This is a genomic window from Pseudomonas sp. PDM31 (assembly GCF_019218965.1).
In the GTDB taxonomy this organism is placed as follows: domain Bacteria; phylum Pseudomonadota; class Gammaproteobacteria; order Pseudomonadales; family Pseudomonadaceae; genus Aquipseudomonas.
Window position 1 is genome coordinate 1 of the sequence record NZ_JAHUWS010000022.1, and the last position, 20,433, is coordinate 20,433.

Sequence of the window (20,433 nt, forward strand, 5' to 3'; positions counted from 1 at the left end):
CATCATTTCCATGCTGATCACCCTGTGTTCTCCTGCTCAAAAATTGAGCAGAAGCAGTTGAACACCTGGGTCAGTTTTCAGTCGGCAGAACAGCCTTTACTGGGTCAGTTTTCGGTCAGCGGCAACAGTCGTGACACTCAATACCTACAACATCGAGGACTTCAAGCACCAGCGAAATCATCCTGAGAGTCGTGAAGACAGCATTTTCAACAACAAGGAGCTTCCGTCTCGCGGCTTAAACATTGCGATCCGAGAGTATGCACCTGGGTCGCAAGTGGTAATCGATGGGCGAGTCTACCGTTCGGCAGGAATCAGTTTGCAATGGCATGCGTCAGGCCAGGTAAACGAAGCACAAAAATTTGATATCGCCTGGCGATGTTCAAATTGTGGCGCTACAGGTGTAATCGAAAACGCCTACACCAACAGCTCCGAGCTAACATGCTCACACTGCATGCACGCAATTCAACCAAACGAGCGCCGAACCGTCCTTCGCCCTGGCGGCTTTGTAACGGACTTTTATGAGTCCACGACAAACGACATCACTTCTCAGAAGTTCATCCGAGTCGAACGACCTCGCATCCAACTGACTGGCGAGACGATCTCGCTGCCCGACAAGCGGTGTGGTTTCGTACGTTTTGGTCACGACGGCAGTGTGTTCCATCATTCATCCGGTGAACACGAAAAAGGTTACGCCGTGTGCCTAACCTGCGGACGTGCAGATTCAATGCTCGCCTCCGGTGACATTCCGAAAAATCTGCTCCCAGATCAGCTACACCGGCCAGTGGGCGGGATCACAGGCAGTCGTAAAGAGTTCGACTGCCCCGGCACGGCAGTTAAGCCTAACCTGTTCTTGGGCTATCAAATTCGCACTGACGTCATGGAGCTTTACTTAAGAAGTCCCCAGACAGGCCTGTGGCTCGGAGATAGTCTGGCAGAGCAAACCATAGCCACGACTCTTGCCGTTGCGCTACGCGACGTAATCGCCGAACTCTTAGGAATTGCCAGCACAGAAATGGGCTTTGGTTTCCGTCTTGATCGCGATATCGAAAGTGGACAAGGGCGAACGGTCATTCAGCTGTTCGATGAAGTCAGCGGAGGAGCCGGGTTTGTCCTGGCTGGCTTAGCGAATACAACCGAGCTATTACGTAAAACGTTAGGGAAGCTGCATTGCCCGGTTAACTGCGAAAACGTCTGCTCGCACTGTCTTGCAGGTCAAGACAGTCGAGTGGAGCGAGAGGAGCTAGATCGTGGACGCGCCATGGAGTGGCTTATTGTGTCGGGGCTAATCGAACATTTAGACTTGCCCAGCGAGTTTGAAACTGTGGTGGGGGCTAGTTATTGCTCGACCGGCCCGATCCGCTATTTGTCCTCAGCGATCAATTCAGCGGATCGCAGTGAAAACGACACCTCTATTTGCTTGGTGATGAGGGGAGATGCAGAGGACTGGGACCTAGATCACCCTTACTTCCGTGAAAAAATCCTCACTTGGGCAATCGCTGACAAACTCAAGGTGAAACTGGCAATTCCTTCTGGAGCGTCGCTAAGCAATGAACAGAAGAACACCCTCTTTGACCTGGTTAGTCTTGGGGTGGTGATTGAGGATATGGACAACTCCCTTCCACTGATCAAGCCTTATCTGGTGGCTCAAATTCGTTCCAAGTCGGGCATCAAGAGTCTTTTTAGCAGCGATGCCTCCGCTGCGACTCCAGGAGCCGGATGGCTGAGTAGCAACGATGGAGTAGTATGGGCTGGAAGCGACTGTGTTTCTGATTGCGGTGGTCAGCCTATCGACGTCCGGACCTGGCGCCAATTTGAGCAGGGTGCACGGGTCATCGAAATCACCCACGAGCTTGACGGGCCTATCAGCAGCCTGCATAGACGTCTCGCTACTCTCATTGAGAAGCACGCGCCCGAACTGACTGAGTTGATTGCCACAGACCAAGCAGCAGTGGTCAGCTATTCCGACCGTTATTTGAAATCCCCATGGTCGTTAATGTTGTTAAGCGGCTTTCTTGAACTTTTCAAAAATGAAAAACTTGAGTCGCTGCGAATTCAAACGCTAGCATCCAGTGGCGATCAGTCCAGCAATCAAATTAGTCATGACTGGAGGTTCCAACTTGATCAAGAAGCACTACTTAAGCTTTGGTTGGGTAGCCAGTTCTCCATCCCACCTGAAATTGAAATCAAAGAACGAAGCCGGGAGCTTCAACACGCGAGATTGATAACAGTAGATTGGGTATCGGGTAAGCGCAGCAAAATTTTCCTTGATCAAGGAATGGGATACTGGCGAGGTAGAATGCCGTATCGCGACCAAATGGGGTTTGACTTCCGCGCTAAACACGAGAGCCAAGCGCTACAAATGCTGGAGAAATATAAAGTGGCGCAAATGTGTCCTAGCGGTGAGTGGCCCACTTACATGAGCCTGCTCGTGAGCTAAGCCAAGCACCCAATGAGCCAGAGAACGGTGTCCACCTAAGCTAAAGTGGACGCCACTTTTCTGTCACTTGAGGTTCGGGAGATCCATAATGAACCACTCCAAATCCCCCCGCTAAACTTATCTTTCCCCACCTACCTAATCTTGGCTAGATCGTCGAAAACCCACCGCCCCTTGAGTAGACCTTTCAACTGCTCGACGCTCAGCAACTGTTGAGGACGTCTATGTACAACCGAATGACAATTTGCGCAGAGCGTAATCAAGTCGGTCGCTGGATCGACAACTTGGTCCTCTTCGAATTCGGAAATAGGCTTCAAATGATGCACATGGATGAAGCCTTTAGCATGCGCGCCATATGCCTTTTCAAAGTCGAAATCACAGGCTTTGCATTGAAGTCCATGAATAGCAATTGCCTGACTCCTGAGCTTTGGACTGCGCTCGTACCGCACACCATAATAGACAATCTTTTTCCCTTCAGTTCCGATAACTTTTGTCTCAAATTCCTGCGCACTATCGACTTGATCCAAATCGTCAAACTTCTCCGATTTCAGCACCGCATGAGAACAGATGGCGTCAAACACAGTTTTATCAATCAACCGAACAGCATTACGCCAGTAATTACTCTTCCGATTTAAGGGGATTTGCTCTAGGTACTCCCCGTTGATCTTGATCGGAACCGCAGATTCAAATGGTATGAACCCCTCAATGCGAGCATACAAGTCGCCTTGCGTGCTGTTCTCATCAGCATGAACCTTTCCAATTCGAGCAATACCAAAATAATGAGGCTTAACACTAAGACGAAGACTCGAAAAAGCCTTATTCCCCATCTTCCCTTTGTAATACAGCACCTCCGTACCTTCGGTGAGTATCGCTTGGTACTGCTTCGGGAAGTGGTATTGGACGCCAGTCTCGTCGTCCCATTTCGATTCATCATTTTCGGCAATGACAGCTGGCATCAACTCATCCTCCTATTCAGAGCATGAAGACTACCAAATTTAACGAAAACTCCTACAGGATCTAAGGAAAGCTCCTGCATCCAACATCAGAATCCATGAGATCACTGGTCGCACATGGGGCGCGATCAAGGCTATGACGCTGCCCAGAAAAAAAGCTTTCGGCGCGACAATGTTGAATTAACAGGTGCGCCATCTCGCACCTCCCGCTATTAATAGCCTTCCCCTTACGGACCCAAGCCCACCATGAAATTCGACCTCGCCTACTGCCTCAGCCTCGACGCCAAGCTGTCGATCTATGACGTACGCGATCTCAATTTCGACGAAACCATGGCATTCGATTCCGCCAAGGAACATTTCCAGTGCCCCAACGATGCCTGTCGCCTGGCCTTCGATGCCGCAAACGAGCTGGGGACCTTCAACGCCAAGAACGTGAATTACGTGCGCACACCGCACTTCAAGAACCTGCCGAGCACGCGGCATGTCGAGGGTTGTCCTTATGTCAGTCTGAGGACGCCAGCATCGGGCGCAGAGGTGGATGGTGCGGAAACGGCTGACAGTCGCGAGGAACATTTTCCGTCGGAGTTGTTACTGACCCGGCGTGCGTATGTGCGTAAGCCGTCACAACCGGCGGTGGCTGCAGATGTGCAAAGGGATGAGCCTGCAATACCTTCAGCGAACAGCGACACTGAGCATCCCGCCCACCCTTCGGCGCCGGACAAAACCAGCATCTTCGCCCACCCGGTGGAGTGCTTCGTCTCCAACTTCGAAGACAAAGACCTGCTCAAGCGCATGCCACTGAAGATCGGCGAGCACACGGCGCCCTACGCTTCCTTCTTCAAAAAGATCGAATACCTGCAAGACAACAAGGGCCTGATTTACTGGGGCAAGATCAAGCAGATCAAGGATTACACCCAGAGCTTTCGCATCGATTTCGAGAAGAAGATCTGGTTCGAGAAGAAGCCTTACTCGGTCAATGTTTACCTGAACAAGAAGCTGATCGACACCTACCGCAAGCGCCAGGCGTTCCTGGAGGAGATCAAGCACGCCGTCGACAGTGGGCGGGAGTTGTATTGCTTTTTTTATGGGGTGACGCCGGAGTTGAAGCAGGTGCCGAGCAAGAAAAACCCCGAGCAGACGTTTGGGGTGTTCAGTGCCAACATCGAGAACCTGGATCACTTTATAGTGCGCGAGGCTCCAGGCCTTACGGGCTGACGATCGCTACGATTCATGCGTTTGTCGTAGCTGGTCTTCAAGCGCCCGGATTTCCCTTTTCACTTCCTTGCGTCGCTCAAGAGCGGCTTGAACACGGGACTCATCAAGGCCTGCGTATCGACGCAGCCAATGAGCGACCAAACGCATCACCGAATTTAGGAAGTAACGGATACTGGAGTTTCGAAACCTTGCCACCCATGAAGCTGTTTCGAGACGATCAGCAACCGGTTCCCCACGCCGTCCGTGGACGCAACGCATCGACCCTGCTCATTCCAAAACGCGCTCTGCCCAGCAGCAGCCCAACCACCAGTCGGGCCACCATGATTCGCCATGAGCACGGCCATTCCATGACGCTTTGAGCAGTTCTGCAATAGCGAGCTATCGCGTGAATAACCGGTTTCACCGATGAGCACACTAGCGGCATACAACTGCGCGCCTTGTTTTGCAGCGTGTGATGAATGTTCCGGGTGACTGAAATCAGCACACACCGATAGGGCTATGGGTAAGTCGGCGATAAGCATCAAATCGCCCCCATTACCCGCACTAAAGAATTGCTCTTCGCCAGGGTGTAAATGCTGCTTGGTATAGACACCAATCGAGCCATCTTGGTGGAGTATGAAAGCTGCAATTAGCGGTTTGTCATAACCGGGTAGGCGCAACGGTAAACCCACTACCGTGGTCATGGAGGCTTCCCGCGCAAGGTGTCGCAAGGGGGAGAGAAGTGGGCTATCTATATCCTGCGCCAAGGCTTCAGCCAAGGTAGGTTCATATCCTGTGAGCGATAACTCGGGAAAGAGTAATAGCCCCACCCCCTGCTCGCGGGCGTGCTGCATGAAATCCATGTGCAGCGTCAGGTTGGCACTGATATCGCCAGCACGAACGGCGCATTGGGCTGCAGCAAAAATTGGTGCCGACATGAGCGTCTCCAAAAAGAGCACAATCCTAACGTGGCCCCGATTTCCACGCCACAGCGCGTTCCCTGGGGTAAAGCGCATGGTCGCGTTTGTAGAAGACATATTACGATCTCGTCGACCCACTCAAGCTCATAAGGTTGGCGAACGGTTTCCGAGATGTAATCCCGCGCTTCTTCACTGAGAACGGATAGCTCCGCCTCGGTGAGCAAGTCATGCTTAACCATCAAGCTCAAACCTCTGAGCGCACTGGAACGGGATTGGCTGTTCGCGTCGAAGGCGCGGTACATGTCCTTGTTACGGTCCTGGATCAAACCGTAGAGCATGCCATATCGAGCATGAGCTGAAAGCGCCCCATGCTGGGCGATTGCCTTGGCATCGGCGAGAACCCCCTGACAAAAACGATCGAGGGCAATCTGGCGAAGCGCCTTGAATTTTCTCCAGTCACTTTCAGCAATCGACATGACGTCCTCCTTCAAAGATTTGGACATCGGCACGCTGATTGTTGCGAAAAAAACATGATGAACCAACCCTCATTTTCACTTCGGGTCCACATGCTCCATTTCGCCATCAGGGCGACATGACCGCTCGTCAGGAGCAAAGACGCGAAACCGTAGAAAACAAAAATCCATTTGATTCCGCCTCAAAACAACTGTACAAAAACACAGTACATTTTGAATCAGCACTCTCGAGCCCGGAGAACACCATGGCCTCTCAAGCGATGAAAATCACCCTGGAACGTATCGCCCTCTTCCAATTCACCCCGGCCCACTGCGCCCAGGCCCGAGCAATGCTGGACTGGAGTGTCGAGGAGTTATCCCGTGAATCCGGGGTTTCGGTGGAGGCCATTGAGCGCTTTGAGGCGCGCAAGGAGGTGCTGGATGTCACGCGGTTGGCGTTGGCGTATCGGTTCGAGTCTGAAGGGCTGGCGTTCTTCCCGGGATTTGCGCCGGGGCGTGGGATGAATGTGAGAGGGTGTACTCCGAACCCGGTGGGGCGAGCGGATTTTGCGATGGTTGAGTGAAGCCAAGATGATGGAATGCCTGTTACTCCTCGGGCGCGATGTGCAAATCGTTGTCAAATCGGCCCCCCGCTCTCGCAAAGAGGGCCGTATTGAAGTGGTGTTTGCCTATTGCATGATCAGGGTTTGAAAGCCGGTGCTTGTCGTGCGTGTGAGGCTTGTTCGTAACCGTAGGCCATCGCCAATAGCTTGGCTTCGCTCCAGCGGGTGCCGTAGAAAAACACCGAGGTTGGCAGGCCATCGGCGTCGATGCCCGACGGCATCATGATGCCGGGGTAGCCTGCCAGCGGTATGACGTTCAAACCGGGGGAGCCTACGTCCAGCACCAAGGCGTCCAGTTGATGGGTTTTCAATAAAGCATCGATGACGGTGGCGTTTTCATTCTGGATTTTGCGCCACAGGCCGTTGTAGGCGTCCTCGTCAAAATCAATGGCGCTGGCCGCGATCAGGGTGGTTTGTCCGTAGTTCATGGTGCCAGGCGTGTCCTCGTTGAACTGCACGATAGCTTCCAGCGTGGGTGCAGCCAGTGCGGTGCGTGTCGCCAGATACCGAGGCAGATCACGCTTGATGCCCATCCACATCGCCTCTTCGACCCGCTCTGATATTGGATCAACGAGTTCTACAGGAATCAATTTGGCGCCGGCAGCCTGTATGACTTCCAGCGCCTGGGAAAACTGCGGATCACTTTCGAGCCCCTCAGGGCTATTGTCGAACTTCATCGGGAAACCGATACGGCGCCCCACCAACGCATCAGGGCGAAGCAGAGCCGTATAGTCCGTTGTATCGACGCCTGGAGGTCTTCTGATCGGGTCAGCCGGGTCGTTGCCAGTCATGGCGTTCAGAAGCAATGCGGCATCGCGAACCGTGCGGGTTATAGGGCCTGGTGTATCGAGTTTATGCGTCACTGGAACGATGCCACTACGGCTCAGTAAACCCACGGTGGGCTTGAGGCCTACCACACCGTTGAGCGACGCAGGGCAGATGATTGAGCCGGCGGTTTCTGTGCCGACGGTCAATGGCGCAAAACCGGCCGCGACAGCTGCGGCGGAGCCGGAACTTGAGCCGCACGGCGTCTCACTCAGCAGGTGCGGATTTTTGGTTTGCCCGCCTCGCCCGCTCCAGCCATCGGGGATGGCGGGGTCGCGAAAGTTTGCCCACTCGCTGAGGTTGGTTTTCCCCAGAATGATTGCCCCGGCAGCTCTCAGTCGCTGCACGATGAAGGCATCCTGTGCGGCGGGTTGCCCAACCATTGCCAACGAACCTGCGCTGGTCTGCATTTCGTCAGAGGTGTCGATGTTGTCCTTCAGCAGCACCGGGATGCCATGCAGTGGACTGCGTACATGCCCGGCTTTTCGCTCCTTGTCCAGGGACTCGGCGATGGCCAGTGCATCGGGGTTGAGTTCGATGATCGAGTTGATCGCCGGCCCGCTTTTATCCAGCGCCTCGATACGCTGATGCAGATGGCGTACAAGCGCTGCGGCTGTGAGCTGGCCTTGCTCCATGTTGGAGCCGAGTTCATCGACCGTTAAATATTCCAGCCCAGACGTTTGAGCGTGGGTTACGCTCGCGATCGACAGCAAAACAACCTGAGCCAGCCGCGTCATGCAGCCTTTAATTGTTACTTCCATGTAGTAGAGATCCCTGTAGATGACCGTTAGTGAATGAATGAGCTCATTCGCTTTCCAGCCTACAGAAGCGTCTGGAAATGTCCGTCATCACGACGCTTCGGATCTCGTCGGAATACTCGTCCGGCTCTGTAATTGTTTTACCCGATGCTCTGTTTAATCCTCATAAACCTGCTGCTCAACTTCCGTCCCTCAGGCACCTGCCCTCAGTGGCTGAGATCGAACGTGCAGCTGTGGATTGGCAACAGCCAGCTCACACGACGGTTATAGTTAAGCCCAGCCCCAGCACGATCAGAGAACGCCATGACCAGCAAGCCTACTGACACCGCAACTGCAGCGCCGGTGGATCACCTGCGCTTCCACCGCCACCATGCCCATCTGGCGCCGACCTTTGGCAATGACAAGTTTGCGCTGCGCGCCGAGGCCTTTGCGCGGTTCTTCGGCACACCAACCTTTCTCGGTGCGCAAACGCTGATTGTGCTGGTCTGGATTTGCCTAAATTTGTCTGGCGTGACGCACTTCGATGTCTATCCGTTCATCCTGCTGAACCTGGCGTTCAGCCTGCAAGCGGCCTACGCCGCGCCCTTGATTCTGTTGGCCCAGACCCGTCAGGCGGCGCGGGACAAAGCCCTGTCTGAAGCCGATGCGCAACACCGCGAAGCGCTGGCGGTCGCCAACAGTGAGCGTCAGGCACAGGCGGCACAGAACACCGCGCAACTGCTGGAGCTGCTTGAGCAAAACACTCGTCTCACGGAAATGACCAAGGCTTTGACCGAGCGCATCGAAAGCCTGACTTCGGAAATGCATCAACACTTCGTGCGCAAGGACGCGCCGAAAACCTGATCGTTTTTACGCCGGTTTCAACGCCCGCCCCAACTCGTCAAACAGCGTGACCACCGAGCGCAAGGCGCGGCAGTCCGGGCGGGTCAGCAGCCACAGAGCGGTGTCGTAACCGTGCAAGGGTTCGCCAAGTGCCTGCAAACCGTCACCGATCAAGAAGTCCGGCAACGCCGCCACGCCCAACCCGGCCCTGACCAATTCGCTGACCGAGAGCATGCTGTTGCAGCGATAGCCCGGGGTCACCCCCGGCAATGTCTGGTGGCGCCAGGCAACGGTTGGGTGATCGGCCAGGAAATTGTCCGGGGCGATCCAGGTCAATCTGGCCAAATCGGTTGTATCCACTGATTGCAGATAGCGCCTGCTGGCGCAGACCCGGTAGGAAATGTCCGCGAGCCGGCGTCCGACCAGATGTTCGGGCGGTGTGCGCGTCAGGCGCAGGGCGATGTCGGCGTCCCGACGGCTGAGGTTGGCGAAGTCGTTGGACGTACTGAGCTCGATGGTCAGCGCCGGATAGTTCGGCATGAACTGCGCCAGTGCCGGCAACAGCAACCCCTGCAGGACCGAATCGGTGCAGGTCAGGCGTACGGTGCCGTTGATCACTTCTCCGCCCTGCGACACGCCGATCCGCGCTGCCTCCAGCGCCTGTTCGGCACGCTCGGCCTGTTCCGCCAAGGACTGCGCCAATGTCGTGGGCAAATAACCGGCGCGATTTTTTTCAAACAACTGCTGACCCAGCGCCGCTTCGAGCCGGCGCACGGCTCGAAACACGGTTGAGACATCCACCTTCAACAATTGCGAGGCCCGGGCCAGCGAGCCACCCCGCACCAGGGCGAGGATCAGGGACAGGTCCGGGTAGTCCAGTCGATAGTGCGCCGCTGCATTGATCACTTGGGAAAATGCCCATATTGAGTGCGTGAACGCCAATCTATAGTGGACCTCAGTAATCAACAAGCGCAGAGAGCCTCCATGCAAACCAGCCCGCTCCGCATCGCCCTGATCGGTGACTACGACCCGCAAGTCACCGCTCATCAAGCCATCCCCGTAGCCCTAGGCATGGCGGCCGAATACACCGGACTGACGGTGCAATCGCAATGGCTGGCCACCGACGCCATCAACGCCGACACCCCCTTTGAAGAGTTCGACGGCTTCTGGTGTGTGCCGGCCAGTCCCTATCGCAACATGGAGGGCGCGTTGCAGGCGATTGGTTTTGCCCGGGAACAACGGCGACCTTTCCTCGGCACCTGCGGCGGTTTTCAGCATGCGCTGCTGGAATATGCGCGCAATGTCCTGGGCTGGGCCGATGCCGAACACGGTGAGACCGCTCCGGACGCCGAACGGGCATTGCTGACACCTCTGACCTGTTCATTGGTGGAAGCGGTCGACTCGATCCGCTTGCTTGAGGGATCGTTGATCGCGGATGCGTACGAAACTTCAGAGATTCGTGAAGGCTATCGCTGCCGCTACGGCGTGAACCCGGAGTTTGAACGGGAACTGCTGGCAAGCGACCTTCATGCCGTCGGCCATGATGCGGCGGGAGACTTGCGTGCAGTGGAACTACGCGCTCATCCCTTTTTCGTCGCCACCCTGTTCCAGCCCGAGCGAGCTGCGTTGAAGGGTGTCTTGCCACCGCTGGTTCGTGCCTTTGTCGAAGCATGCGCCGGGCAAGCGTCATGATCGCCGAGACGCCAGCGGCTCCGTATTTTGCGGTGATTTTCACTTCACTGCGTACTGAGGGTGATCAAGGTTACGCCGAGGCGGCTGCGCGGATGCTGGAGCTGGCTCGGGAGCAGCCAGGGTTTCTGGGAGTGGAGTCGGCGCGGGGTGACGATGGGTTGGGGATTACCGTGTCTTACTGGGACAGTGAGGCGGCGATTGTGGCGTGGAAAAATCACCCTGAACACACGGAGATTCGCGAGCGTGGGCGGTCAACCTGGTATTCGCGGTGTCAGACTCGGGTATGCAGGGTTGAGCGGGGTTATGGGTTCAGCATGTAGGTGATGGGCGTGCTTGAGGCCGCCATCGCGAGCAGGCTCGCTCCCACAGGTTCAGTGGCGTCCACGGCTTTTGTGTTCGACACGGACATTGAGGGAGCGAGCCTGCTCGCGATGGGGCCAGCCCCGTCAGCACAACAGCATCAACCCCGCACCACCCTGCGCACCGCCGCTATCTCCGGCACCTCCCGCCGATTCATGTACACCCGCAACGGCTCGGTGATGTTGATCCGCTCGTCAATGTTCTGATCCAGCAGCAACTGAATCAACTCGCGCTTTAGGGTCATGGTCTGTTCGGGGCCGGGGGCCCAGACGAATTCACTGGCAGGAATGATGCCGTCGTCCGCCACGTCCATGCCGAACGAGTCTTCGCTGAAGCGCACGAGGTAATGGCCAGTCTTGCGGTTGAGGCCGACGAAGCCATTGAGTTGAGCGGCGGCCTGACAGATGAGCTGGGAAGTGATGCGCATGGTAAACCCCAAAAAAGTCATAAAGGTTTACACGCGAGGCAGGCAGACAGGATTTCCCTCTGCGGGGAAATGGCCTGGCCAAGAGTACTGCAAATAACCGCACAAAAGCGCTGAAAAATTCTGCTTTGCACAGGTTTGTGTCGGTCCTGCGATAGCGCCCTTTGCGCTCAGTTGTTAAAAGAGACCTTCTTGAAAAGCCACTGCGAAAGGAACTCGAACATGCCCCTTACCTTCCACAAAAGTGCCCTGCTGCTGGGTCTGCTGCTCGCCCTCGGCCAGGCACAGGCGGCCAGCGAGCCAAGCCCCAAGGCCCTGGCCAGCCACCTGGGTATCCCGCACCCGGCGGTGATCGCTCACCGGGGCGCGTCCTTCGATGCCCCGGAATCCACTGCCGCCGCTTACAAAGCCGCCCGTGACCTGGGCGCCGACTATCTGGAACTGGACCTGCAACGCAGCAAGGATGGCGTGCTGTTCGCCCTGCACGACAACAACCTGCAACGCACCACTGACGTCGCCAGCAAATTCCCCGAGCGCAAGGACAGCCCGGCCAACGCGTTCACCATGGCCGAACTGAAAACCCTCGACGCCGGCAGCTGGTTCAATACTGCTTACCCGGAGCGCGCACGCCCGGCCTTCGCCGGCCTGAAAATCCTGACTCTGGACGAAATCATCGATATCGCCCAGGGCAGCCCGCGGCACAAACCGGGGTTGTACATCGAGACCAAGGAGCCCAAGCAGTTCCCCGGCATCGAGCGTGATCTCAAGGACAAACTCCAGGACCGTGGCTGGCTGAGCCCGAACGGTTCGACCCTGGGCAAAAGTGCCCTGGCGGTCGGCCAGGGCAAAGGCAAGGTGGTGCTGCAAACCTTCGAGAAAAGCAGCCTGGAACTGCTGCAACAGGAAATGCCGAACGTGCCGAAAATCCTGCTGCTGTGGGTTGGCGAAGGCAGTATCGAGCCCAAGTCGAAGGTGACCTTTGTCGAGTCCGGCGATAAGGACAAAGCGGCTTACTACGCGAAGCAGGAACCGAAAGACAAAGCCGAATTCCAGCGCTGGGTCGACTACGCCAAGGCCCAGGGCGCGATCGGTACCGGTCCGTCCGCCGCGCTGACCCAGGGTGGCGATCAGAGTTATTCGGATTTGGTGCAGCCGTGGATGAATGAGTACACCCACAACCAAGGTCTGCTGGTGCACGTCTACACCGTCGATGATGCGGTGGATTATCAGAAGGTCATGGAAGCCGGGGTCGATGGCATCTTTACCAATCGGGCCGGTGAGTTGTTGAAGTTCTATAAACGCCCGGCAGTAGTCGGTGTGGAGCAGGTGCTGCTCAATAATGGGTATTGATGCTGGACCGAGGTGAGCCCATCGCGAGCAGGCTCACTCCCACAGGTTTTGCGTTGCCCGGGGATTGATTCAGGACATGCCGGGCATTTTAAGGGTGGATTAAGTTACACAGGCTAACCTGATCTCACTTAAACAGTTCAACCAAGGAAAGAATCCCATGAAGACCCTGACTGCTTTGTTCACTGCCGCCGCCCTGACCCTCACCGCCGGCCTGGCCCAAGCCGATGTTCCTGTCGATCAGATTCCTCAGTTGGTCAAGGACGGGAAGATCAAACCGCTGGAAGAACTGAACCAGATCGTGATGAAGCTGCACCCGGGTGCGACGATCACCGACAGCGATCTGGACAACCACTTCAACAGCTACGAGTACGAAGTTGAATTGCGTGACGCCAAAGGCGTTGAGTGGGACGTGGACGTGAATGCCGCCACTGGCGAAGTCCTGAAAAACAAGCAAGACAACTGATTCAGCCACACCCCGAAAGCCGCGCGATCTCATGATCGTGCGGCTTTTTTTTTGGTCACTGGTTTGCGGGTCAGCATTTTCGACTCGTATGCGCGTTCTTGCGAGAGCTGCGGTGCGGTGATCCGACTTGCCGGCGAACGCGCGCAAACCGGAAATACGCGGCGTGATTGAGTCCATGGCCAGCAACCCGGCTCCTGCAGGTTTTGTGCTATCTGTATTGGGTGGAGAGCCTTTTTGACGGTGTCAGCCGTTTCCCGACTCCGAGAAGATACGACCGTTTGCAATTATTTTCTGTCACAAAACAGTCACCCGCCGTTGTCATGATGCCGCTCAAGTGAACCTGTAACACCCGCGACAGGCGCCTCTCTTGCGAGCCTTCATGAACCACAGCATCGATCAAAGCCATCGCGACCCGGATCTGTTCGGCCTGCTGTACGGATTCATTTTTAGCCCTGGCGAACGCGGTCGGGAGATCGACTCGGCGCAAGCGCTGCACTGCCTGCAACAACCGCCGGACGACGAGCAGTTTCTGTGGCTGCACCTGAACCTCGCCCACGCCGCGTGCGAGCGCTGGATGAAGAGCCATCTGCAATTGCCCCAGGAGTTTTTCGAGGCCCTGCACGAAGGCTCGCGGTCGACGCGTATCGAGCATGTCGATTCGACGTTGCTGGCTGTGGTCAACGATGTGGTGTTCAACCTCAGCAGCATGGCGTCTTCGGATGTTTCGACGCTGTGGGTCTGCGCCCGCAGTCGGCTGATCATCAGCGCCCGTCTGCAACCGCTGCACTCGGTGGACAAGTTGCGCTCGTCGGTGAAGGCCGGCGAGTGTTTCCGCTCACCTCTGGAGTTGCTGGTGCATTTGCTGCGCGATCAGGGCGAAGTGCTGACTCAGATTGTGCGCAGGACCAGCCTGAGCGTCGACCAGATCGAAGACGAGTTGCTGTCCTCGCGCCTGTCGACCAACCGAGCCGAACTGGGCGCCAACCGCCGGGTGCTGGTGCGCCTGCAACGGCTGCTGGCGCTGGAGCCCGGCTCGTTGCTGCGCCTGCTCAATCGGCCGCCGCAATGGCTGCAAAAGGAAGACGTCAAGGAGCTGCGCAAATCCACCGAAGAGTTCGCGCTGATCATCAACGACCTCACCGCGCTGGGCGAGCGGATCAAGCTGCTGCAGGAAGAAATCGCCGCCAACCTCAACGAACAGAGCAACCGCACGCTGTTCACCTTGACCGTGGTGACAGTACTGGCGCTGCCGATCAACATCATCGCTGGTTTCTTTGGCATGAACGTTGGCGGCGTGCCGCTTTCCCAGGATCCGCAAGGGTTCTGGATCCTGGTGGCGCTGGTGGCGACCTTTACCGTGATCGCCGGGCGCTGGGCGTTTCGCAAGCGCCAGGATTATTAAGAGCAAGAGCAAAAGATCGCAGCCTGCGGCAGTTCCTACAGGGGGTTACGCCGGGTTTGATCAATCCCGGCCTTTGCGAGCCGGGATTTTTTCTCTCGCGAAGGCATTTCGTCGCAAATTCAGGGGATTAGCCCTTAATTAATCCGCCACCCGCCAGATTGCCCTTCAGTTTGCTAACGTGTTGCCGATTCTTTAGAGACTCGATGTATTCAGGAGAGGAATCGTGAATCTGTACATCAATCAGCTGCAACACAAAGCTGACTTCAAAGAAGCCATTTATGCCGGTGATATTTTCCTGAACACGCAGTTGCGTGCCGCCAAAGAGCTGTGTGCGTTCGCTCAGGACAGCATTACCGCCGCCTTCGACGGCGAGACCAACCACCAGGCCCTGCACACGCTGATGCCGGTGGAAGAGTTCGTGGTTCTGGTCACCCGCCTCAAGGGCCAGTTCACCAATAGCCAACGGGCCAAGGACTTGATCCTGTCGTTCATCGACGAAATCGGTGTCGACCCTCGTGAATACATTTTCGACGTGCCACGCATCCGCGTAGTACCCAACTATGAATACCTGCACGCCGGTGTCAGCTACGCCTACAAGCCGCACCGCGACACCTGGTACGGCAGCGTCGATTGCCAGATCAACACCTGGATGCCGGTGCACACCATCAGCCCCGACCAGACCATGATGATCAACGCCGGTTACTTCGACGTACCGGTGAAGAACACCTCCAGCGAATGGAGCCTCAACGACTGGATCAACAACCAGCGGCACAAAGCCAAGGAAAACCTCAAAGAGGAAGTCCGTGTGCACCCGGTGCCGCTGGAAGCGATCAACACTGCATCGGAAATGCGCATTGCCGGCAACACCGGCGAAATGCTGATCTTTTCCGGATCGCACCTGCACGGCACGGTTGCCAACCACACTAATCAGACCCGCTTCAGCGTGGACTTCCGCCTGATGCACCTGGACGACCTCAAGCACAACCGCGGCGCCATCAACGTCGATAGCGCGTGCCCGGACGTCGGCGCAGGCTTCAAAGACTATTTCCACGCCCACGACTTTTCGAATTTCCAAGGAATCGAGCAATGACCAAGCGTCGCATCACGCCCGCCGAGGCCCAGTACAACGAAACCCGCGCCAACGTCCTCAAGCGTGTTGACGCCGAGTACGTGGCCGACGCGCCTTTCGTCTTTGCCAACCGCATCGGCGTCACTGCGGCACTGTCGCGCATGGAGTTGTTCAAGAAAGTCGCCGAAGTACCGGGTGCGATCATCGAGTGCGGCGTGTACAAGGGCAACTCGCTGATGCTGTACATGCACTTGTCGATGATCCTGGAACCGTATGCGATCAACCGTTCGATCGTCGGCTTCGACACCTTCGAAGGCTTCCAGAGCATCGACAAGAAAGAAGACCCGGCCGACGTCAACGAAACCATGTTCTCCGACACCGACCAGTCGCTGATCCAGGACATGATCGACGCCAACGACCTGCTGCGTCCGGTCAACCGCATCCCGCGTTGCGAGCTGGTCAAGGGTGACATCGTCAAGACCGTGCCGGAGTGGGTCAAGACCCGTCCTGACCTGGTGGTGGCGATGCTGATCCTCGACACCGACCTGTACGAGTCGACCAAAGTCGCGCTGGAAACCTTCCTGCCGTACATGCCAAAAGGCGCCATCGTGGTGCTGGACGAAGTGGCCTACCGTAACTTCCCGGGCGAAACCAAGGCCCTGCGCGAAGTGCTGGACCTTAACAAGATCGAACTCAAGCGCTTGCCGTTTGACAGCTGCGTGGGCTATTTCCACGTCTGACGCGACCCTGCTCTTGCCCAAGGCAGGAGCAGATCCCGAAGAAAAAAACATCCCCTGTGGGAGCGGGCTTGCTCGCGAAGGTGTGTCAGTCGACGCATGTTTTGACTGATACACCTTCGCGAGCAAGCCCGCTCCCACAAGGGTTACCTGCTCGGTTGCCAAAGGTTACTGGCACACTTCCCGCCCCATCAGCACCCGCTCCCGCACCACGTCATACACCCAGTGATAAACATAGGTGTACGGCAGGAAAAACAGCAGCACCCCGATATCCAGCAAAAACGCCTGCCACAGACTGACATTCAGCCACCAGGCAATCAGCGGAACACCCAGGGCAACCAGCCCCCCTTCGAACAGCAGCGCATGCACCACCCGCACCCAGGCGTTGTGGGCGATGGAAAGGCGTTTAAGTGCACGATCGAACAGACCGTTGAATACCACGTTCCAGGCCAGTGCCAGGGCGGCGATGATGACGGTCACCACGCCCATCTCCAGCATCGGCTTGGCCATGATCCAGGCCAGTAACGGGGTACAGATCAGGATCGCCAGCAGTTCGAAACCGATGGCCTGGAAAATACGTTCTGTAATGGATTTGCTGGCGCTCATGGCCGAACTCCTTGAGTGACGATGGTTGCCATGATCTGCCACCACACCGATACTTCATAACCAATAACCATCGATCAAGGCGATAGTTCATGGCTTCCCACGAAGTGTTGCTGGCGTTTGTCCAGGCGGCGACCCAAGGCTCCTTTTCCGCAGCAGCGCGCAAGCTGGGCCGCAGCCAGTCGACCATCAGTGCGGCGGTGGCCAGCCTGGAAATCGACTTGAACCTGACCCTGTTCGACCGCAGTAGCCGCAAACCCGGCCTGACCGCCGCCGGACACGTCATGTTGCGCCGGGCAGAGGAAATTCTGGACGCCACCAGCCGCCTGGAAATGACCGCCAGCCAATTGTCCCAAGGGGTGGAAGCGAAGCTGACCGTGGCGCTGTCCGATACCTACCAGTCCAACCGTTTCGAAGCGGCGTTGAGTGCGTTCGAACAACGTTACCCGGACCTGGAACTCGAGTGCCTGATTGCCGAATGCGATGACCTGATTAGCCTGGTGCAAAGCGGCCGGGCGCACGTTGCCTTCGCCGAAATGCAGGACAGTTATCCGCTGGATCTGGTCAGTTCGACGGTGGACGAACGCACGGAAATCGCCCTGTTTGTTTCCCCGCAACACCCGTTGGCGGCACTGGAAAACGTCGACCAGGACCTGCTGCGCCAGCACCGCGAGTTGCGTCTGGCAACCATCGTCAATCCCTATGTAAACCGCGCCAAGGGACGCGTGTGGTCAGCGCCCAGTTACTTGATGCTGCTGGAAATGGCCCAGGGCGGATTCGGCTGGGCGCCGTTGCCACGCTGGCTGGTGGAGCGATTCGGCCCGGGGACATTGCAGGAACTGGTCGTGCGCGGCTGGCCGAAAACGGTGTCGGTGGATGCCTTGTGGTCACGGCTGCAGCCGCCGGGGCCGGCGGGGAGTTGGCTATTGAGCCAGATGCTGGAGTGAAGGTCCTGCGGCCCTTATCGCGGGCAAGCCACGCTCCCACAGGGGGTGGTGGCAATCACAAAACTTGTGTATCCCCCCGCCTCCGCCGGCGCCGGCGGGGAGCTAAAGGGAGGGGTAGCCGATCTTCAGGTTTTCGAAACCTGAGTTCAACTCGCAATCTCAGGTCGATGTATAGCGTAAGACACCTCGGTCGGTCCCCTCGCCCCCTGGGAGAGGACTAGGGTGAGGGCCGCCGATCCAAACCCCGCAACCGCTCCTCGATAAACCGCCGCTCCGGCTCCAACCGCGTCAACTCCAACGCCCGCTCCCACGCCACACGCGCCTCGTCCACCCTGCCCAACTGCCGACAAAATTCCGCCCGCGCCGAATGCGCCAGGTGGTAATCCCCAAGCTCACCACGATCCAGAATTCCCTCGACCAGCCTGAGCCCCGCCAACGGCCCATCCCGCTGGGCGATCGCCGCCGCTCGATTCAACTCGATCACCGGTGAAGGCACCGCCCGCAACAACACGTCATACAAACCGACTATCTGCGGCCAGTCGGTGTCAGCGGCCGTCACCGCCTCGGCATGCACCGCCGCAATCGCCGCCTGCAGGCAATAGGGTCCAAAGCGCCCCATCGTCAGTGCGCGCTCAATCAACCCGCAACCTTCGGCAATCAGCCCGGCGTCCCACAGCGAGCGGTCTTGCTCATCCAGCACAATCAACTCACCGCTCGCGGAGGTCCTGGCCGGCCGCCGCGACTCATGCAACAACATCAACGCCAGCAAGCCCATTACCTCGGGCTCGGGCAGTAACTCCATCAGCAAACGCCCGAGTCGAATCGCCTCGCGGGTCATATCCTCCCGGGTCAGTTGCGCCCCGAGGGACGCCGAATACCCCTCGTTGAACACCAGGTAAATCACCCGCAACACACTGTCCAGACGCTCGGGCAGTTCCGTCAGGGTCGGCACTTGATAAGGGATTTTCGCGTCACGGATTTTCGCCTTGGCGCGCACGATACGCTGGGCGATGGTGGCCGGCGCCGAGAGGAACGCCCGGGCGATTTCTTCAGTGGTCAGGTCGCAGACTTCGCGCAGGGTCAGCGGCACTTGCGCGTCCGCCGAAAGGGCCGGGTGGCAGCAGGTGAAGATCAGCCGCAGGCGATCGTCTTCCACGTCTTCATCACTCCAGTCGGTCTGCTCCAGCGCCTCCAGTTGCGCGATCAACATCGGCTGCGAAGCGGCAAAACGCGCGCGCCGACGCAAGGCATCAATGGCCTTGAAACGCCCGGTGGACACCAGCCAGGCGCGCGGATTGTCCGGCACACCGTCACGCTGCCAGCGCTCGACCGCGATAAAAAACGCCTCATGCAAGGCTTCTTCGGCGAGGTCGAAGTCCCCCAGCAAGCGGATCAGGGTCGCCAGAATCCGCCGCGAGTCGTCGCGGTAAACCTGCTCGACCCGAGCCGCTACCGACACGCCCGGCATCAGTCGGGCGTGCCTGCGATCATCAACGTCATCGGTCGTCTAAAGCTCATGCAAAGGCTCCTGTTGGTCACTGCTTTTCAGGGATTGAGTTGGCGAACCGGCCGCACCTCGACACTGCCGACCCGGGCGGCCGGAATCTTGCCGGCCACCTGTATCGCTTCATTGAGGTCCTTGGCATCGATCAGGTAGAAGCCGGCCAGTTGCTCCTTGGTTTCGGCGAACGGGCCGTCGGTGATCGATAGCTTGCCGCCACGCATGCGTACCGTGGTGGCAGTCTGCACCGACTCCAGCGCCTCGGCGGCGATCATCCGGCCGCTGCCCCTGATCGCCTCGGCATAGGCCAGGCACTCTTCGTCTTTCGGGCTTTGCGGCTGCGAATGCAGCAGGTGCTCATCGCTGTAAACCAGGCATAGGTACTTCATGGACGTCTCCGCAATCGAAGGATCAACTATGGTCGCTGCTGGGCATTTTGGCGAAAAAAGCGACGATCAGGGCTTGAGGTCGAACAGGGCCGCGCCGCTCTGCATATCGAACGGCGCCGACCAGTGCTCGTGGACGATGTACCACTGCCCTGCTTGCTGGCGATAGCAGGCGGTACCGCGCATCCAGCAGGCCTGTGTTTCGCCCTTGTCGTTGGTGCCACCGCAATGGGTCAGCCAGTGGGCAAAAGCGACTTCCTGGCCCGACTCGATCCTGATGTCGTGGAATTCGAAAATATGCGGGCCCTGGCACATCTTCATGCAGTCCAGCCAATGCGCGCGATAGGCTTCTTTACCCTTGAATTGCAGGGCCTTGACCGCGTCGAAGGAGACGATGTCGTCGGCGTAAAACGCCATGATTTTATCCACATCCTTGGACTCGACAGCCTGGCGGTAGGTTTCAATCAGTTGCTGGATCTGGGCTTGCGCGCTCATGGTGATTCTCCGTGTTTTTTGTT

Annotated in this window: 22 protein-coding genes and 1 pseudogene; 13 read left to right on the forward strand and 10 right to left on the reverse strand. The window is 57.4% G+C overall.

Annotated features, from left to right (window positions below):
• Both KW839_RS27050 and KW839_RS27055 read left to right on the forward strand, forming a co-directional pair.
• Positions 1-186 (forward strand): hypothetical protein (locus tag KW839_RS27050; protein ID WP_218426017.1); only part of this gene is annotated, 186 nt, incomplete at its 5' end.
• Positions 131-2,437, forward strand: a complete 2,307-nt coding sequence (locus tag KW839_RS27055) for a DUF1998 domain-containing protein (RefSeq protein ID WP_371318125.1) — start codon at positions 131-133, stop codon at positions 2,435-2,437. The genes KW839_RS27050 and KW839_RS27055, both read left to right, overlap by 56 nt.
• Before the next feature lie 131 nt (positions 2,438-2,568).
• Here the strand turns inward: KW839_RS27055 and KW839_RS27060 are convergent, their stop codons facing one another.
• Positions 2,569-3,390 carry an HNH endonuclease gene (locus tag KW839_RS27060; protein WP_218426018.1) on the reverse strand — a complete coding sequence of 274 codons (822 nt, stop codon included), beginning with the start codon at positions 3,388-3,390 and terminating at the stop codon, positions 2,569-2,571.
• 243 nt (positions 3,391-3,633) lie between these two features.
• Between KW839_RS27060 and KW839_RS27065 the strand changes: the two genes are divergently transcribed.
• Positions 3,634-4,602: a hypothetical protein gene (locus KW839_RS27065; RefSeq protein ID WP_218426019.1), complete on the forward strand. Its 969-nt coding sequence runs from the start codon at positions 3,634-3,636 to the stop codon at positions 4,600-4,602.
• A gap of 155 nt (positions 4,603-4,757) precedes the next feature.
• Here the strand turns inward: KW839_RS27065 and KW839_RS27070 are convergent, their stop codons facing one another.
• Together KW839_RS27070 and KW839_RS27075 are read right to left on the reverse strand one after the other, a co-directional pair.
• Complete coding sequence (locus KW839_RS27070; RefSeq protein WP_060539722.1) at positions 4,758-5,519, reverse strand: carbon-nitrogen hydrolase family protein; 762 nt, start codon at positions 5,517-5,519, stop codon at positions 4,758-4,760.
• Positions 5,520-5,620: 101 nt separating this feature from the next.
• A pseudogene (locus KW839_RS27075) lies at positions 5,621-5,977 on the reverse strand (hypothetical protein); the annotation flags it as partial.
• A gap of 242 nt (positions 5,978-6,219) precedes the next feature.
• Between KW839_RS27075 and KW839_RS27080 the strand changes: the two are divergent.
• Complete coding sequence (locus tag KW839_RS27080; RefSeq protein WP_218426039.1) at positions 6,220-6,537, forward strand: XRE family transcriptional regulator; 318 nt, start codon at positions 6,220-6,222, stop codon at positions 6,535-6,537.
• A gap of 116 nt (positions 6,538-6,653) precedes the next feature.
• Here KW839_RS27080 and KW839_RS27085 read toward each other — a convergent pair whose 3' ends face one another.
• A complete protein-coding gene (locus KW839_RS27085; protein ID WP_218426020.1) occupies positions 6,654-8,162 on the reverse strand; it encodes an amidase family protein in 1,509 nt (502 codons plus the stop codon).
• A 300-nt stretch (positions 8,163-8,462) separates the two neighbouring features.
• On the opposite strand from KW839_RS27085, the gene KW839_RS27090 reads away from it, so the two are divergent.
• A complete protein-coding gene (locus KW839_RS27090; protein WP_218426021.1) occupies positions 8,463-9,002 on the forward strand; it encodes a DUF1003 domain-containing protein in 540 nt (179 codons plus the stop codon).
• Between the two features lie 6 nt (positions 9,003-9,008).
• Here KW839_RS27090 and KW839_RS27095 read toward each other — a convergent pair whose 3' ends face one another.
• On the reverse strand, positions 9,009-9,950 hold the full coding sequence (locus tag KW839_RS27095; RefSeq protein WP_218426022.1) for a LysR family transcriptional regulator: 942 nt from the start codon (positions 9,948-9,950) through the stop codon (positions 9,009-9,011).
• 15 nt (positions 9,951-9,965) lie between these two features.
• Here KW839_RS27095 and KW839_RS27100 point away from each other — a divergent pair, with 15 nt between their 5' ends.
• Together KW839_RS27100 and KW839_RS27105 are read left to right on the forward strand one after the other, a co-directional pair.
• The gene (locus tag KW839_RS27100; RefSeq protein ID WP_218426023.1) at positions 9,966-10,673 is read left to right on the forward strand and encodes a CTP synthase; all 708 of its coding nucleotides are present in this window, start codon (positions 9,966-9,968) and stop codon (positions 10,671-10,673) included.
• Positions 10,670-10,993 carry an antibiotic biosynthesis monooxygenase gene (locus KW839_RS27105; RefSeq protein WP_218426024.1) on the forward strand — a complete coding sequence of 108 codons (324 nt, stop codon included), beginning with the start codon at positions 10,670-10,672 and terminating at the stop codon, positions 10,991-10,993. The genes KW839_RS27100 and KW839_RS27105 overlap by 4 nt, the downstream gene beginning before the upstream one ends.
• Positions 10,994-11,133: 140 nt before the next feature.
• Here KW839_RS27105 and KW839_RS27110 read toward each other — a convergent pair whose 3' ends face one another.
• Entirely contained in the window at positions 11,134-11,460 is a 327-nt protein-coding gene (locus KW839_RS27110) for a DUF2025 family protein (protein ID WP_218426025.1), read from the reverse strand.
• 219 nt (positions 11,461-11,679) lie between these two features.
• Here KW839_RS27110 and KW839_RS27115 point away from each other — a divergent pair, with 219 nt between their 5' ends.
• The 5 genes from KW839_RS27115 to KW839_RS27135 all read left to right on the forward strand — a co-directional run bounded on the left by KW839_RS27115 (position 11,680) and on the right by KW839_RS27135 (position 16,481).
• Positions 11,680-12,807, forward strand: a complete 1,128-nt coding sequence (locus KW839_RS27115; RefSeq protein ID WP_218426026.1) for a glycerophosphodiester phosphodiesterase — start codon at positions 11,680-11,682, stop codon at positions 12,805-12,807.
• Between the two features lie 157 nt (positions 12,808-12,964).
• Complete coding sequence (locus tag KW839_RS27120; protein ID WP_060539717.1) at positions 12,965-13,270, forward strand: PepSY domain-containing protein; 306 nt, start codon at positions 12,965-12,967, stop codon at positions 13,268-13,270.
• A gap of 379 nt (positions 13,271-13,649) precedes the next feature.
• Positions 13,650-14,672: a transporter gene (locus KW839_RS27125; RefSeq protein WP_218426027.1), complete on the forward strand. Its 1,023-nt coding sequence runs from the start codon at positions 13,650-13,652 to the stop codon at positions 14,670-14,672.
• Positions 14,673-14,895: 223 nt separating this feature from the next.
• The gene (locus KW839_RS27130; RefSeq protein ID WP_060539715.1) at positions 14,896-15,762 is read left to right on the forward strand and encodes a hypothetical protein; all 867 of its coding nucleotides are present in this window, start codon (positions 14,896-14,898) and stop codon (positions 15,760-15,762) included.
• On the forward strand, positions 15,759-16,481 hold the full coding sequence (locus KW839_RS27135) for a TylF/MycF/NovP-related O-methyltransferase (protein ID WP_046031989.1): 723 nt from the start codon (positions 15,759-15,761) through the stop codon (positions 16,479-16,481). Before KW839_RS27130 ends, KW839_RS27135 begins: the two co-directional genes overlap by 4 nt.
• Before the next feature lie 165 nt (positions 16,482-16,646).
• On the opposite strand, the gene KW839_RS27140 is transcribed toward KW839_RS27135, so the two are convergent.
• On the reverse strand, positions 16,647-17,084 hold the full coding sequence (locus KW839_RS27140) for a multidrug/biocide efflux PACE transporter (protein ID WP_218426028.1): 438 nt from the start codon (positions 17,082-17,084) through the stop codon (positions 16,647-16,649).
• A gap of 89 nt (positions 17,085-17,173) precedes the next feature.
• Between KW839_RS27140 and KW839_RS27145 the strand changes: the two genes are divergently transcribed.
• Complete coding sequence (locus KW839_RS27145; RefSeq protein ID WP_218426029.1) at positions 17,174-18,028, forward strand: LysR family transcriptional regulator; 855 nt, start codon at positions 17,174-17,176, stop codon at positions 18,026-18,028.
• A gap of 217 nt (positions 18,029-18,245) precedes the next feature.
• Here KW839_RS27145 and KW839_RS27150 read toward each other — a convergent pair whose 3' ends face one another.
• The 3 genes from KW839_RS27150 to KW839_RS27160 form a co-directional block, all read right to left on the reverse strand.
• Positions 18,246-19,496: an RNA polymerase sigma factor gene (locus KW839_RS27150; protein WP_218426030.1), complete on the reverse strand. Its 1,251-nt coding sequence runs from the start codon at positions 19,494-19,496 to the stop codon at positions 18,246-18,248.
• Positions 19,497-19,573: 77 nt separating this feature from the next.
• Positions 19,574-19,918, reverse strand: coding sequence for a YciI family protein (locus KW839_RS27155; RefSeq protein WP_218426031.1), 345 nt, complete (start codon positions 19,916-19,918; stop codon positions 19,574-19,576).
• A 66-nt stretch (positions 19,919-19,984) separates the two neighbouring features.
• Positions 19,985-20,410, reverse strand: a complete 426-nt coding sequence (locus tag KW839_RS27160; RefSeq protein ID WP_060539710.1) for a nuclear transport factor 2 family protein — start codon at positions 20,408-20,410, stop codon at positions 19,985-19,987.
• Between the last annotated feature and the right edge of the window lie 23 nt (positions 20,411-20,433).

What these genes read in the sequence shown, in the direction of transcription:
- KW839_RS27070 (WP_060539722.1), bottom strand. Translation starts at nt 5,519, where the DNA reads ATGTCGGCACCAATTTTTGCTGCAGCCCAATGCGCCGTTCGTGCTGGC.
- KW839_RS27110 (WP_218426025.1), bottom strand. Translation starts at nt 11,460, where the DNA reads ATGCGCATCACTTCCCAGCTCATCTGTCAGGCCGCCGCTCAACTCAAT.
- KW839_RS27105 (WP_218426024.1), top strand. Translation starts at nt 10,670, where the DNA reads ATGATCGCCGAGACGCCAGCGGCTCCGTATTTTGCGGTGATTTTCACT.
- KW839_RS27060 (WP_218426018.1), bottom strand. Translation starts at nt 3,390, where the DNA reads ATGCCAGCTGTCATTGCCGAAAATGATGAATCGAAATGGGACGACGAG.
- KW839_RS27125 (WP_218426027.1), top strand. Translation starts at nt 13,650, where the DNA reads ATGAACCACAGCATCGATCAAAGCCATCGCGACCCGGATCTGTTCGGC.
- KW839_RS27160 (WP_060539710.1), bottom strand. Translation starts at nt 20,410, where the DNA reads ATGAGCGCGCAAGCCCAGATCCAGCAACTGATTGAAACCTACCGCCAG.
- KW839_RS27145 (WP_218426029.1), top strand. Translation starts at nt 17,174, where the DNA reads ATGGCTTCCCACGAAGTGTTGCTGGCGTTTGTCCAGGCGGCGACCCAA.
- KW839_RS27155 (WP_218426031.1), bottom strand. Translation starts at nt 19,918, where the DNA reads ATGAAGTACCTATGCCTGGTTTACAGCGATGAGCACCTGCTGCATTCG.
- KW839_RS27115 (WP_218426026.1), top strand. Translation starts at nt 11,680, where the DNA reads ATGCCCCTTACCTTCCACAAAAGTGCCCTGCTGCTGGGTCTGCTGCTC.
- KW839_RS27080 (WP_218426039.1), top strand. Translation starts at nt 6,220, where the DNA reads ATGGCCTCTCAAGCGATGAAAATCACCCTGGAACGTATCGCCCTCTTC.
- KW839_RS27140 (WP_218426028.1), bottom strand. Translation starts at nt 17,084, where the DNA reads ATGAGCGCCAGCAAATCCATTACAGAACGTATTTTCCAGGCCATCGGT.
- KW839_RS27085 (WP_218426020.1), bottom strand. Translation starts at nt 8,162, where the DNA reads ATGGAAGTAACAATTAAAGGCTGCATGACGCGGCTGGCTCAGGTTGTT.
- KW839_RS27150 (WP_218426030.1), bottom strand. Translation starts at nt 19,496, where the DNA reads ATGCCGGGCGTGTCGGTAGCGGCTCGGGTCGAGCAGGTTTACCGCGAC.
- KW839_RS27100 (WP_218426023.1), top strand. Translation starts at nt 9,966, where the DNA reads ATGCAAACCAGCCCGCTCCGCATCGCCCTGATCGGTGACTACGACCCG.
- KW839_RS27065 (WP_218426019.1), top strand. Translation starts at nt 3,634, where the DNA reads ATGAAATTCGACCTCGCCTACTGCCTCAGCCTCGACGCCAAGCTGTCG.
- KW839_RS27120 (WP_060539717.1), top strand. Translation starts at nt 12,965, where the DNA reads ATGAAGACCCTGACTGCTTTGTTCACTGCCGCCGCCCTGACCCTCACC.
- KW839_RS27135 (WP_046031989.1), top strand. Translation starts at nt 15,759, where the DNA reads ATGACCAAGCGTCGCATCACGCCCGCCGAGGCCCAGTACAACGAAACC.
- KW839_RS27090 (WP_218426021.1), top strand. Translation starts at nt 8,463, where the DNA reads ATGACCAGCAAGCCTACTGACACCGCAACTGCAGCGCCGGTGGATCAC.